Origin of the sequence: Roseibium aggregatum (assembly GCF_017309185.1) — a bacterium.
GTDB lineage: Bacteria > Pseudomonadota > Alphaproteobacteria > Rhizobiales > Stappiaceae > Roseibium > Roseibium aggregatum_B.
Genome location: NZ_JAEKJZ010000001.1, coordinates 283,379 through 296,565, shown reverse-complemented (window position 1 = coordinate 296,565; position 13,187 = coordinate 283,379). Strand labels below are relative to the sequence as shown.

At 61.5% G+C, this 13,187-nt stretch carries 10 protein-coding genes; 5 read left to right on the top strand and 5 right to left on the bottom strand.

What is annotated here, in order from left to right:
• Positions 1-113: 113 nt before the first annotated feature.
• Complete coding sequence (locus JF539_RS01380; protein WP_207138433.1) at positions 114-1,502, bottom strand: glutamine synthetase family protein; 1,389 nt, start codon at positions 1,500-1,502, stop codon at positions 114-116.
• Positions 1,503-1,661: 159 nt separating this feature from the next.
• On the opposite strand from JF539_RS01380, the gene JF539_RS01375 reads away from it, so the two are divergent.
• From JF539_RS01375 to JF539_RS01365, 3 genes are all read left to right on the top strand, one after another.
• The gene (locus JF539_RS01375; protein WP_209016950.1) at positions 1,662-2,378 is read left to right on the top strand and encodes a GntR family transcriptional regulator; all 717 of its coding nucleotides are present in this window, start codon (positions 1,662-1,664) and stop codon (positions 2,376-2,378) included.
• Positions 2,379-2,530: 152 nt separating this feature from the next.
• The gene (locus tag JF539_RS01370; RefSeq protein ID WP_328809183.1) at positions 2,531-3,937 is read left to right on the top strand and encodes a glutamine synthetase family protein; all 1,407 of its coding nucleotides are present in this window, start codon (positions 2,531-2,533) and stop codon (positions 3,935-3,937) included.
• A gap of 26 nt (positions 3,938-3,963) precedes the next feature.
• Complete coding sequence (locus tag JF539_RS01365; RefSeq protein WP_207138427.1) at positions 3,964-5,358, top strand: aspartate aminotransferase family protein; 1,395 nt, start codon at positions 3,964-3,966, stop codon at positions 5,356-5,358.
• 79 nt (positions 5,359-5,437) lie between these two features.
• Here JF539_RS01365 and JF539_RS01360 read toward each other — a convergent pair whose 3' ends face one another.
• Positions 5,438-6,232, bottom strand: a complete 795-nt coding sequence (locus tag JF539_RS01360) for a MipA/OmpV family protein (RefSeq protein ID WP_207138425.1) — start codon at positions 6,230-6,232, stop codon at positions 5,438-5,440.
• A gap of 77 nt (positions 6,233-6,309) precedes the next feature.
• Between JF539_RS01360 and JF539_RS01355 the strand changes: the two genes are divergently transcribed.
• Together JF539_RS01355 and mbfA are read left to right on the top strand one after the other, a co-directional pair.
• Positions 6,310-6,951, top strand: a complete 642-nt coding sequence (locus JF539_RS01355; protein ID WP_207138423.1) for a TetR/AcrR family transcriptional regulator — start codon at positions 6,310-6,312, stop codon at positions 6,949-6,951.
• Between the two features lie 130 nt (positions 6,952-7,081).
• A complete protein-coding gene (gene mbfA, locus JF539_RS01350) occupies positions 7,082-8,065 on the top strand; it encodes an iron exporter MbfA (protein ID WP_207138421.1) in 984 nt (327 codons plus the stop codon).
• 43 nt (positions 8,066-8,108) lie between these two features.
• Here the strand turns inward: mbfA and JF539_RS01345 are convergent, their stop codons facing one another.
• Genes JF539_RS01345 through JF539_RS01335 form a run of 3 tightly spaced genes read right to left on the bottom strand, consistent with a single transcriptional unit; the run spans position 8,109 to position 13,099 of the window.
• Positions 8,109-9,230 carry an ABC transporter permease gene (locus JF539_RS01345; protein ID WP_207138419.1) on the bottom strand — a complete coding sequence of 374 codons (1,122 nt, stop codon included), beginning with the start codon at positions 9,228-9,230 and terminating at the stop codon, positions 8,109-8,111.
• Positions 9,231-9,233: 3 nt separating this feature from the next.
• The gene (rbbA, locus tag JF539_RS01340) at positions 9,234-12,029 is read right to left on the bottom strand and encodes a ribosome-associated ATPase/putative transporter RbbA (protein WP_207138417.1); all 2,796 of its coding nucleotides are present in this window, start codon (positions 12,027-12,029) and stop codon (positions 9,234-9,236) included.
• Positions 12,026-13,099 carry an HlyD family secretion protein gene (locus tag JF539_RS01335; RefSeq protein ID WP_207138415.1) on the bottom strand — a complete coding sequence of 358 codons (1,074 nt, stop codon included), beginning with the start codon at positions 13,097-13,099 and terminating at the stop codon, positions 12,026-12,028. The genes rbbA and JF539_RS01335 overlap by 4 nt, the downstream gene beginning before the upstream one ends.
• Between the last annotated feature and the right edge of the window lie 88 nt (positions 13,100-13,187).

Here is a 13,187-nt window from a genome sequence, read left to right as displayed (position 1 = left end):
AAGGTCTTGTGCCTTCATTGCAAAAGGACATTTGCGCTGGTTGCGTCTTTTGTGTCCCGCAGATTGGCTTTGACGCCGGTTTTTGTCCAGCGCCGATTTTAAGCAGGATCTGCCTATAAGTATGTCTGGCGTTCCAAAGAGGAAATCTCCCGCCCAAATTCGTTCAACTCTTCCCGTTTGATTTCCGTCAGCACCTTGTGCATCTCCTTGCCGACGGCCCGCTTCATCAGCTTCGATGCCTCGAAAGCGTCAATGGCCTCGTCCATCCAGGGGGTCAGCCGTTTCTTCCGTTTTTCATAGGCATTCCCGGTGACCGGGGCCGGCGGGTCCTTCTTCAGGCGAAGCCCTTCCATCATGCCTGCCAGAATGCCGGTCAGCACCAGGTAGGGATTGGCATCCGCCCCGGCGATCCGGTGCTCGACGCGCGCCGCTTCCGGGCTGGAGGCGGGCACCCGCAAGGCCACGGAACGGTTGTCATAGCCCCAGCAGATGGAGGCCGGCGCGTAGGAGCCCGGCTGCATCCGCCGGAAGCCGTTGAAGGTTGAGATGTAAAGAAGCTGGGATTCCGGCATCGTCTTCAACAGGCCGTTGATGGCGTAGCCGAGGTGTTCCGCCCCATTGTCACTGTCGGCGAACAGGTTGCCCGTTCCATCGTCCATGGAGACATGCACATGCATGCCGTTGCCGGGCCATTCCACGAAGGGCTTGGCCATGAAGGACGCCTTCAACTCGTGCTTGCGCGCGACACCGGCCACGAGGCGGCGCAGGAGCACCACGTCATCGGCGGCCAGGAGCGGGTTGTTGCGGTGGTGCAGGTTCAGTTCGAACTGGCCGGGCGCGGCTTCGGAGACCGCGGCATCGGCGGGAATCCCCTGCGCCTCGCAGGCTCTGCGCAGATCGTCGACCACCGGCAGCAGGGCTTCCAGATCGGAAAGCGCGTACATGTTCTGGCGCGCCGGGCCGAGATGGGTCGAAAACAGCGGTTTCGGCTGCTCGGTCCAGTCGCCCTCGCTTTCCTCGAACAGATAGAATTCCAGCTCGAACGCGCAGGTCGCGGTCAGACCGAACTCCTCCTTGAGTTCGGTGATGGTGTTTTCAAGCACATGGCGCGGGTCGGCCAGGAACGGCTGACCGTCCCGGTCGTACATCGACAAAAGCACCTGCGCCGTCTTGCGGTCGGTCCAGGGGACGAGTTTCAGGGTTTCCGGGATCGGCCAGCAGACGCCGTCCTTGTCACCGGTCTCAAGGTGCATGCCGGTGGCTTCAACCTCGCGCCCCCAGACATCCAGTCCGAACAGGGAATAGGGAAAGGCGACACCGCCCTCGAACACCTTGGTCAGCGCCTTGCCCGGCAACCATTTACCCCGGAGCACGCCATTGGTGTCCGGCAAAATGACTTCAAGCGTATCGAGGTCCGGATGGGCGGCCAGAAAGGCGTCGAACTCCGTCTTCCATCCGGGTTCGGCCGGATGTTCGAGAACCTGATGAGGAAGTTCATTCATTCAGAATTTGCTCGCCCTGTCGTCGGCTGTTTTCTCCGGCCCGCCGTTGCAACGCGCCGTCAGCTTTCGTTTGCTTCATTTCCAAAAATGTGATCACTTTCTGAAATGGCTGTCAAGCCGGATCACGAATTTGGGTTTCACCGCACCAGGAAAAAGACATTGGCCGTCCGGCGCTCCGCCCTCCAGTCCGGTCCCGCAAAAGCCCCCGCGGGACAGCGCGTTTCCTCGCGGGGCACGACGCGCGAAATGGTCGATACGGCCGTGCGGACCGGCCTCCTGACCGGCCGCTTCGTCCCCGGCAAACCCGTGACCATCCGCGGGCTTGCGGCGGAAATCGGCGTCAGCCCCATGCCGGTCCGGGAGGTGCTGCAACGGCTTGCCGCCGAAAACGCTCTCGAGGTCAAGCCCAACGGCCGGGTCCAGGTACCGGACATGACGCCCGCGCGTTTCGACGAAGTGTTGAAGGCGCGGCTCTTGCTGGAGCCGGAACTCGCGGAACTTGCGCTGCCGCACCTTTTCGGCGACGCGGCGGGCGAGTTGAAGGCCATAGACGACGATATCGACGCCTGCCTTCACAGCGGCGACGCGGAATCCTACATGCGGCTGAACCACGCCTTTCATTTTCGTATCTACCGGGCGTCCCGATCGAAGGTCCTTCTGCCCTTGATCGACAGTCTCTGGCTGCAATTCGCCCCGTTCATGCGCACGGTCTACGGTCGGGTCGGGACCGCCATCCTCGAAGACCGGCACAAGGAGGCGATTCGCGCGATCGAGCTCAACGACACGCAGGCTCTGCGCGCGGCGATCAAGGCCGATATCCTGGACGGCATGGGTTTTTTAGGCAGGGAAATCCTCTCCGATGGACCAACCGGTTGATCCCGGACGCCGGCCGTGTCATTTTGTGATCACAAATTCGCTACGCGGGTCGATCTGCCACCCCGGTCGAAACGGGCGACTGCCCGTCAGCCGGGCCAGCCGGCAGGAAGTCCCCTCTCGGCACCTCCCGCACCAGATAATTGGAGCTCCTCGTGACTGCTGAAACCTCTGCCAGTGAAAGCCCGAAACCGATCGACAGTCTGCGTGGCGTTCCGAATGAGGAAGCCGCCCGGGAGTGGCTGAGCGCCCGCAACATCCAGGACATCGAGTGTATCGTTCCCGATATCGCCGGTGTCGCCCGAGGCAAGATGATGCCGACGGAGAAGTTCTTTTCCGGACCGGTGATGACCATGCCGGCCTCGATCTTCGCCCAGACGATCTCTGGCGACTATCCCGACGACGACGAGCGGTTCCAGCACAACCCGATCGACGGCGATCTTTATTTCAAGGCCGATTATTCGACCCTGACCACCGTTCCGTGGGAGAGCGATCCGACGGCCCAGCTCATACATGACGCCTGTACCAGGGACGGTGCGCCGGTGGAGACCGCGCCACGAAATGTGCTGAGACGGATCCTGAAGCTCTACGCGGACAAGGGCTGGGAGCCGGTGGTCGCGCCCGAGATCGAATTCTATCTCGTTCGGCCCAATACCGATCCGGACTACCCGCTGGAGCCGCCCCGGGGCCGGTCCGGGCGCCCGGAAGTCGGCCGTCAGTCCTATTCCATTTCGGCGCTCAACGAATTCGACGACCTGATCGACGACATTTACGACCTGTCGGAAAAGCAGGGCCTCGAGATCGATACGATGATCCACGAGGAAGGCGCCGCGCAGATGGAAATCAACCTGCGCCACGGCAACCCGCTCGTGCTCGCGGACCAGGTCTTCCTGTTCAAGCGCACGATCCGCGAGGCGGCGCTGCGGCATGAGATGTACGCGACCTTCATGTCGAAGCCGATGTCAAACCAGCCCGGCTCGGCCATGCATATTCACCAGTCCGTGGTCGACAGGGAAACCGGCCAAAACATCTTTGCCGGTGAAAACGGCGAGGAAACGCCTGCCTTCCTGTCCTTTATCGCCGGACACCAGAAATACCTGCCCAAGGCGACCTGCATCATGGCGCCTTTCGTGAATTCCTACCGGCGCTTCTCGAAGACCTCGACCTCTCCGGTCAATGTCTATTGGGGCTACGACAACCGTACGGTGGGCCTGCGCGTGCCTTATTCCAATCCGCAGGCACGGCGGCTGGAAAACCGGATCCCGGGCTCCGACGCCAACCCCTATCTGTCCATCGCGGCAAGCCTCGCCTGCGGGTATCTGGGCATCGTCAACGGACTGAAGCCCGATGCGCCCAAGGCCGACGATTGCACGGACCGGGCGAAATCCCTGCCCCGCGGCCTGCCGGAAGCCCTCTCCAAGTTCGAGAAATCCGACGAGATGGTCGAGGTCTTCGGCGAGAAGTTCGTCGCCACCTACAGAGCCATCAAATACGAAGAATTCGAAACCTTCATGTCCGTGATCAGCCCCTGGGAGCGGGAATACCTCCTGCTCAACGTCTGATCCTGTCATTTCCGGAGCTTAACGCCATGACGGCCCATTCCAACATCTACCCGACCAAAGCCCTTCAGGAGCTCGATGCCGCCCATCACTGGCATCCGTTCTCCGACATGAAATCGCTGAACGAGGAAGGCAGCCGGATCATCACCCATGGAGACGGCGTCTGGCTGACCGACTCCGAAGGCAAGAAGATCCTCGACGGCATGGCAGGCCTGTGGTGCGTGCAGGTGGGCTACGGCCGAAAAGACATCGCCGACGCCGTCTACAAGCAGATGATCGAGCTGCCGTACTACAACACCTTCTTCAAGACGACCCACCCGCCGGCGGTCGCCTTGTCGGAGAAACTGGCCAAGCTCGCGCCCGACCACATCAATTCGGTGTTCTACTGCTCGTCCGGTTCGGAGGCCAACGACACCGTGTTCCGGATGGTGCGCACCTATTGGGACAAGATGGGCAAGCCGGACAAGAAGATCATCATTGGCCGCTGGAACGGCTATCACGGCTCCACGCTGGCCGGGACCAGCCTCGGCGGCATGAAGGCGATGCACGGCCAGGGCGATCTGCCGGTCCAGGGCGTCCACCACATCGACCAACCCTACTGGTTCGGCGAAGGCCACGAGATGAGCCCGGAAGAGTTCGGCGTCGTCGCCGCGCGCAAGCTGGAACAGGCGATCGACGAACTCGGCGAGGACAAGGTCGCCGCCTTTATCGCCGAACCGATCCAGGGAGCGGGTGGCGTCATCATCCCGCCGGAGACCTACTGGCCGGAAATCCGCCGGATCCTGAAGGAACGCGACATTCTGTTCGTCTCCGACGAGGTCATCTGCGGCTTCGGCCGTCTCGGCGAATGGTTCGGCTCGACCCATTACGGCATGGAGCCGGACCTGATGCCGATCGCCAAGGGGCTGACCTCGGGCTATCTGCCCATGGGTGGCGTCATGGTGTCGGACAGGGTCGCCGAAGGGTTGATGATGGCCGGTGACGAATTCTATCACGGCTACACCTATTCCGGTCATCCGGCCTGCGCGGCGGCGGCACTCGCCAACCTTGAGATCATCGAGCGTGAAGGGCTTGTCGAGCGGGTCAAGAGCGACATCGGTCCCTATCTCAAGGAACGCTGGCTGAAGCTCTCCGATCATCCGCTGGTCGGCGAAGCCCGCATGGCCGGTCTGGTCGGCGCGCTTGAACTGGTTCCGGACAAGGCCAATCCCCACCTGCCGTTCAAGAATGTCGGCACGGTCGGAACCCTTTGCCGCGACTTGTCCTTCGCCAACGGCATGGTCATGCGCGCCGTTCGCGACAGCATGATCATCTCTCCTCCGCTGGTGCTGAGCCACGAGGAAGCCGATATTCTGGTAGGGACAGTGGAGAAAACACTCAACGACACCTGGCAAGAGCTGAAGAAGGACGGCCACGTAAGCTGAGCGAAAGGAAAAGGCGGCGTTGCCAGACCCCACACCCTGGCAACGCCGCCTTCCGATTCGAGCAAATTCCTCAGTGGACCTAGAACCTGTACCAGAGAAACAGGCCTCCCTGTCCGCTGACGGTCTGGCCGCGGTCCTGGACGATCGGGCTGTCCGCCATGCTGCCGACGAGCAACGATCCGCCCGCGAGCCCGCCGATGCCCCATTTTTCCGTGACCGCGTAGCGGGCCGTCAGATCGAGCGACACGTCCCGGAAACCGGCATCCGCATCGTATTCGGCCAGGCAGCTGGCGGCTGAACCGGCGGCGGTCACGGAATAATAGGCATCGGCATAGCTGCCGTCCGCAAAGGTCGTGGAGAGGTCCACACCGACTGCGAGCCGTGCCGTGAGATTGACCTCGTAACCGAGGCCGAAGGTTGCCGTGGTGCCGCTGTCGCCCATCACGTCGTGGGCGACTTCTATTCTCGCACCGATGGAATCGCGTTGCAGAAGCAGTCCATCGTAGCCGCTTCCCGCCGCGCCGCCGACCCAGAGTTCGGAATCGACTTCCGGAAGCCTCTTGACGACACTGTCGGACACATCCTTGCGGCCCATCCCGTAGCCGATCAGCGGACCGGCGTAGAAATTTTCAAAAGGCAGAATGTTGGCGGTCAGCGTCGTCCCGGTGAATTTCACGAAATAGGGCCCCTTCTCGAAGGAGCCTATCAATCCGGGCATGAAACCGTAGTCGCTGGAGCCGAGATAATCGGCACCGTAGAAAGCCCCTGCCCCGACAAGCAGATGCCAGTCCTTGTCTTCCTCGGCCGCAACCGGCGAGGCCGAAAGCCCGAGGCTTGCAACGGACAACGTGCGCACATAACACTTGAAACTCATATGTTCACCCAACACATTGCGCCCCAGCAATGTTGTCAGTGTCTATATACATATCCCGCAGTCGTCAATCAAAAATATTGACGCTGTCTACTTTGCTGGAGGAAATCCGACTGGCTGACGCGAAATACCATCACGGCAACCTGAAGGAAGCGCTGATATCGGCGGGCCTGGAGATCCTGAAGAATGAAGGTCTCGAGGCGCTGTCCCTGCGCGCCTGCGCCGCTCGGGTGGGCGTTTCCCATGGCGCGCCGAAGAACCATTTTGCCAATCTGTCCGTTTTGCAGGCGGCCATCGTCGCGGAAGGGTTCCGACAATTCGCCGCGGCGATGCGGACCCGGATGGCGGATGCCTCATCTCAAGGAAAAGCCCAGGTCATGGCGGCGGCCAGAGGGTATGTCGGCTTTGCCGAAGACAACCCGGATCTCTTCCGGCTGATGTTCTCGATGGAACGCCAATTCGACATTTATCCCGACCTGCTACCCGCCAGCCAGGAGGCCTATGCGGTGCTCCGGGACGTCTCGCGGTACATCTCGCCCGAGACCTGCCGGCACCCCGTGCATCGGACATCCGTGGAAACCACCCTCTGGTCGTTCCTGCACGGCTATGCGAGCCTGAAAGCCAATCGCCAGTTTTACACCTCCAACAGAGAGACCGGAAAGGATCCGGAGCTTGAGGACGTCTTTCCACGGTTCGAATTCGTGGAACCGGACGATGGCTAAGAGGTTCCGCCAGGCATGCGTCACAATGGCGCCCGTCAATATCCGGAATCGAGGCAACGGACCCTTGCAAATTTTGTCCGAAAGCTACTTATTAGAACAATTCTAAACTAATATCTAACAGGAACGCCGAATGCTCAAACGGTTTCTCGGACTGGGTAAACGGGATTTTTCCTCCCTGAGCGAACAGGAAATCCTGGCGCTTGCCATTTCTTCCGAAGAGGACGACTCGCGGATTTATCAATCCTATTCGGAAGGCCTGCGCGAGCAGTACCCGCGGTCGGCCAAGGTCTTCGACGACATGGCGGCGGAGGAGAACGAACACCGCAAGCGGCTGATCGAGATCTACCGCGCCCGTTTCGGAGAGACCATTCCTCTGATCCGCCGGGAGCACGTACGCGGTTATTACGACCGCAAGCCGGACTGGCTCGTGCGCCCGCTCGGCCTGGACAAGGTCCGTGCCATGGCCGAGGAGATGGAACTGCAGGCCTACCGCTTCTACACGGAAGCCGCCAAACGGGCGACCGACGCGGGCACACGCAAGCTGCTGGACGACCTCGCCTTCGCCGAGAAGGGCCATGAAAGCCTTGCGCATCGGCTCGGCCTGGAACACACGCCGGAAGACGTCAAGGAAGACGAGCGGCAGACGGAACGGCGCCAGTTCATCCTGACCTATGTGCAGCCCGGTCTTGCCGGACTGATGGACGGATCGGTATCGACCCTTGCGCCGATCTTCGCCGCCGCCTTCGCCACGCAGGACACGTGGCAGACCTTCCTGGTCGGCCTGTCGGCGTCGGTCGGCGCAGGCATTTCGATGGGCTTCACGGAAGCCGCTCACGACGACGGCAAGCTGTCAGGGCGCGGTTCGCCGGTCAAGCGCGGCATTGCCTCCGGCGTGATGACCGCCGTCGGCGGCCTCGGCCATGCCCTGCCCTATCTGATCCCGCATTTCTGGACCGCGACGAGCGTCGCCGCCCTGGTGGTTTTCGTCGAATTGTGGGCGATCGCCTATATCCAGAACCGGTTCATGGACACGCCCTTCCTGCGCGCTGCCTTCCAGGTTGTCCTCGGCGGATCCCTGGTCTTTGCCGCCGGCGTTCTGATCGGGAATGCGTAAAGTTCTTTCGGTCAGTCCGCCCTGGCCCCGCATCGAAGGCCGTTCACGCCATCGTGGCGATTGTCTTGCGAAATCGTGAAAGGGAGACCGAGAAAAAGACGCCGCCGATCAGGGCCAGGGCCGCGAATTGAGGCCAGACGACGCCGAAACCGGCCCCCCGGTACAAAATGCCTTGCGCAAGCATGACAAAATGGGTCGTGGGAGCCGCCATCATGATCCATTGAACGAATTCCGGCATGCTCTCGCGCGGCGTGACCCCGCCGGAAAGCGTGTCCAGCGGCAGAATAACCATCACCACCATCAAAGCGAACTGGGGCATGGAGCGCGATACGGTTGCCAGAAAGATGCCCATGGACGTCGTTGCGAAGAGATGCAGGGCGGTGCCGGCCAGGAACAGCGGCACCGATCCTTCCACCGGCACGGCCAGCAGGCCCTGAACGACCAGATAAAGCGACAACGCCGACGCCAGGATCACCACGACTCCCATGGACCAGACCTTGCTGACCATGATCTCGAAAGGGGTCACCGGCATGACCAGGAGATGTTCGACCGTGCCGTGTTCCCGTTCGCGGATCAGGGCGGCGCCCGTCAGCACGATGGACAGCATGGTGACGTTCTTGATGACCTCCATGATGCTGCCGAACCAGGTCTTGTTGAGCTCCGGATTGAAGCGGGCCCGAACCGCGAGCCCTATCGTCGCGCTTTCCTTTTCTCGATAGCGTTTAACGAAACTCCGGATCTCCTGTCTCACTATGGACTGGACATAGCCGCTGCCGGTGAAGGCCTGGCTCATGCGGGTGGCATCGACGTTCAGCTGAATTTCCGGAGTGCGGCCGGCCAGGACATCGCGCTGAAACCCCGAGGGGATGGTCAGGGCAAAAGTGTCCAGTCCGGAGTCCATGCGGGCATCCAGTTCGCGCGTCGTGATCATCGCCGGCACGTTGAAGTAAGGCGGATAGAAGGCGTCTGCGATCTGTTTTGACAACGGCGACTGATCCTCGTCGACGATGGCAAGAGTCGCCCGGTTCAGCGTTTCCGGCATGGCCGTCGCCCCAGAGTAGATCGCGAACGTGAAGGCGAACAAAATGAGGGCCAGCATGATCGGGTCGCGCGCAAGGCTGCGAAATTCCTTGATGCCGAGGTGAAGGATGTTGGAGGAGCGCACCGGTCACTTCTCCTGCTGGCCGAGAAACAGAACGGAGAGACAGAGCAAAACCGGTACCGTCAGCAACAGGGGCACGAAAGCCGCGCCGAGATCCGAAAAATCCAGAGCCTTTGAAAACGTGCCGCGCGCGATCGTGAGGAAATAGGTCGTCGGGTAGATCTCGCCGACCAGACGGCCGAAGCCCTGCAGGGACGGCACCGGATCCACCAGGCCGGAAAAACTGACGGCCGGAAGCAGCGTTATGATGGCGGTGCCGAAAATCGCGGCGATCTGGCTTTTCATGAAGGCCGATATCAAGAGCCCCAGCCCGGTGGCCGCGCTCACATAGAGAAGCGCTCCCACGGTCAGCGCCATCAAGCTTCCGGTCAGGGGAACGCCGAAGACCACCACCGCCAGAAAGGTCAACATGACAAAGCTGACCATGGACAGGAGAATGTAGGCGAGTTGCTTGCCAAGAAGGAACTCAAGCGATGTGGTCGGCGTCACGTAGAAATTGGTGATCGTTCCGAGCTCCTTTTCCCGGACGACGCTGAGCGCGGCGAGCATGGACGGTATCATCATCAGCAACAGTGGAATCATGGCTGGCATCATCGCGGGCAGACTTTTGACGTCCGGATTGTAACGGTAGCGGATTTCCACGCTCGCCGGTTCGACCAGCGCCGCCGCGTAGCCTGCCTCGCGCGCCCTGGCCTGCAGCCAATACGCGTGCATGCCCTGGACGTAGCCGAGAATGGTTTCCGCCCGCGTGGGCATGGCCCCGTCGATCCAGGCTCCGATCTCGACATCCTGACCGCGCGCCACGTCCCGGGCGAAACCGGGTGGGATCTCGATGGCGAGATTGATGTCGCCGCTACGCATTCTGCGGTCGAGGTCAGCATGGCTTGTGATTGGCGCCTGCTCGTCGAAATAGCGCGATCCCGACAGATTGAGCGTGTAGTCCCGGCTGAGCGTGGTCTGATCGTGATCGATGACCGCAAAGGTCAGCCCTTCCACATCCAGAGTAATGCCATAGCCCATGACGAACATGAGAATTGCGCTGCCCAGTAGTGCCAGGGTCAGGCGAACGGGATCCCGGCGCAGCTCCAGCGTCTCCCTGCGCGTATAGCTGAACATGCGTCTCGGATCGAAAGACCGGCGCCAGCCTCCCCCGCCGCCCGGCTCAATTGGAGAGCCCACGACCGGCGGGACGGCCTCGGGCGCTTCCGGCGGCTCGTCATCGCCGATGTCCCTTTCGCTGGCCTCTTCGAGATAGCCAATGAAGGCTTCTTCCAGCGTTGCGGCACCCCGGGCTTCCATCAAGGTACCAGGCGCGTCTGTTGCAAGGACCTTGCCGGCATGCATGAGCGAGATACGGTCGCAGCGCTCGGCCTCATTCATGAAGTGCGTGGAAATGAAGATCGTCACACCGTCCCGGCGGGACAGTTCGATCAGCATCCGCCAGAAAGTGTCGCGGGCAACCGGATCGACGCCGGAGGTCGGTTCGTCGAGAATGAGCATCTCGGGCTTGTGGATCATCGCAACCGCGAGCGACAGCCGCTGACGATGACCAAGCGGCAGATTCTGCGGCAACTGGTCCATGAGATCGGCAAGGCCGAAGCGCGTCGCCATTTCCGTGACACGCACGGCAACTTCGTCTTCAGGCACCTGAAACAGCCTTGCATGCAGCTCCAGGTTCTGCCGGACAGTCAGTTCGGTATAAAGCGAAAAGGACTGGGACATGTAGCCGACGCGTTGCCTCGTGCCCAGGTCTTTCGGGTCCAGGTGCCGGCCGAAGAGGGAAGCCGTGCCTTCGCTTGGCGGCAGCAGGCCGGTCAGCATTTTCATTGTGGTGGTCTTGCCGCAGCCGTTCGATCCGACGAAGCCGAATATCTCGCCCCGGCGTATCCGGAAACTGGCACGGTCAACGGCGGTGAAGTCGCCGAACCGCATTGTCAGGTCCTTTGCCTCGATCGCGAAACCGTCGCCTTCCGCGATCGATGCCGGGACGATGTCCACGGGTCTGAAGTCGCGCTTCTTTTCTTCCGGCAGAAGCGCAACGAAAGCCGCTTCCAGGGTCTGCGTCCCCGTCTCTTCGAGCAATTTGGCCGGTGTGTTTTCCGCCAGCACCCGGCCATCGTCCAGGGCGACGAGCCAGTCGAAACGCTCGGCCTCTTCCATATAGGCCGTTGCGACCAGAACACTCATGCGCGGGCGTTGCGCCCGGATGTCGCCAATGAGTTCCCAGAACTGTTTCCGCGACAAGGGATCGACCCCTGTCGTGGGTTCGTCGAGAATGAGCAGATCCGGGTCGTGGATCAGGGCGCAACAGAGCCCCAGTTTCTGCTTCATGCCGCCAGAAAGCTTGCCGGCCGGCCGGTCCGTGAACGGTGAGAGACCGGTGGCCCGCGTCAGTTCGCCAATGCGCCGCGCGCATTCCTGGGCGTCGTGGCCGAACAGGCGGCCAAAGAAATCGATGTTCTCGGAGACGGAGAGCGTGGGATAGAGGTTCTTGCCCAGCCCCTGCGGCATGAAGGCGATCCTGGGGCAGACCCGGCGGCGGTGCCCGGCGTCGGAAATATCCCCGCCAAGGACATCGATGCGGCCTGTCTGGAGCGCGCGCGCACCTGAAATCAACGACAGCAGACTTGATTTTCCAACCCCGTCCGGACCGATCAGGCCCGCCATGCAACCGGCGGGAACATCGAGGCTTACATCGGAGAGAACCTGCGTTTTACCGTAGCGCAGACCGACCCCGCTCAACCGGGCAACCGGTGCCCGGTCAACCGGGTTTCCGCTGTTTCCGTCGCCTCCGCCGATCATTCTGGCAAGTGGGGTTGAAGGTCTGCCGGCCAGGGAAGGGACGGGTTCAGCCGGACGTAAGCCATGCCGGGCAGACCTGTTTTGACATGCTCTATGTGATCTTTCAAAACGTCCTGATTGACCCGCGCCTTGATCCTGAACATCAGCTTCTGCCGCTCCACGGCGGTTTCGACTGTCTTCGGCGTGAATTGGGCAACGTCGGAAACAAGCGAAACCCGGGCCGGGATCACATATTGGGGCGCCGCATCGAGAACGATGCGGGCTTCGGACCCGATGGCGACCTGCCCGGCTTCCTCCGTCGGCAGGAAGAAGGTCATGTAGACGTCCTTGAGGTCCACCATATTCAGCACGACACCACCAGCCGTCAGCACCTCGCCGGGTTGCGCGACCCGGTACTGGACCCGCCCGTCGCGCGGCGATTTCAGGACACTGTCGTCGATATCCGCCTCGATGCGCTGGAGCGTTGCCCGGGCGGCCTCCACACTCGATTCCGCCGCCACCACCTGGGACTCGGCGTAACCGATGGCCGCTTCGGCACCGGCAACCTGTGCTTCGGCCGCGCTGACGGCTGCCTTGGCGCCCTCGTAGCGGGCGATATCCTCGTCAAGCGTTTGTTGCGACGTCGTGCCCTTGTCGACCAGTTCTCTCGTGCGTTCGGCCTGTTTTTGCGCGGCGTCAAGCTCGGCCTTTCGTTGAAGGACCACCGCCTTGGCGGCATCCAGTTCCGCCAAACGCTGCTTGACCTGCGCCTTGGCCGTATCCACTCCGATCACCGCCCGGTCGAGTTGCGCCGTCGCCTCCCTGAACTGGGCATCCAGCACCGCGGTATCCATGCGCGCGAGAATTTCTCCGGCGGTGATGAAATCGCCTTCATTGACCAGGATTTCGGAAATCCGTCCCGCCGTCTTGGCCGCGATGTTGATTTCGGAAGACTCCACCCGGCCATTCCCTCCGGCAAATCCCTGCGGAAGACCGTTCTGCTTGTAGGTCTGCCAAAAGAACCAGGCCGCGATTCCGGCGGCGGCGATCGCGGCCAGTTGAAACAGTCGATTTCGGACGGAAATTTTCATGGTTTCCCGGATACCTTCCAAAGGTCGATGCGTTCCCGGTGAACGGAAAAAGGCAAGAAGAAGCGGGGCATCCCCCGTGTCGGACGGC

What these genes read in the sequence shown, in the direction of transcription:
- JF539_RS01380 (WP_207138433.1), bottom strand. Translation starts at nt 1,502, where the DNA reads ATGAATGAACTTCCTCATCAGGTTCTCGAACATCCGGCCGAACCCGGA.
- JF539_RS01365 (WP_207138427.1), top strand. Translation starts at nt 3,964, where the DNA reads ATGACGGCCCATTCCAACATCTACCCGACCAAAGCCCTTCAGGAGCTC.
- JF539_RS01360 (WP_207138425.1), bottom strand. Translation starts at nt 6,232, where the DNA reads ATGAGTTTCAAGTGTTATGTGCGCACGTTGTCCGTTGCAAGCCTCGGG.
- mbfA (WP_207138421.1), top strand. Translation starts at nt 7,082, where the DNA reads ATGCTCAAACGGTTTCTCGGACTGGGTAAACGGGATTTTTCCTCCCTG.
- rbbA (WP_207138417.1), bottom strand. Translation starts at nt 12,029, where the DNA reads ATGATCGGCGGAGGCGACGGAAACAGCGGAAACCCGGTTGACCGGGCA.
- JF539_RS01335 (WP_207138415.1), bottom strand. Translation starts at nt 13,099, where the DNA reads ATGAAAATTTCCGTCCGAAATCGACTGTTTCAACTGGCCGCGATCGCC.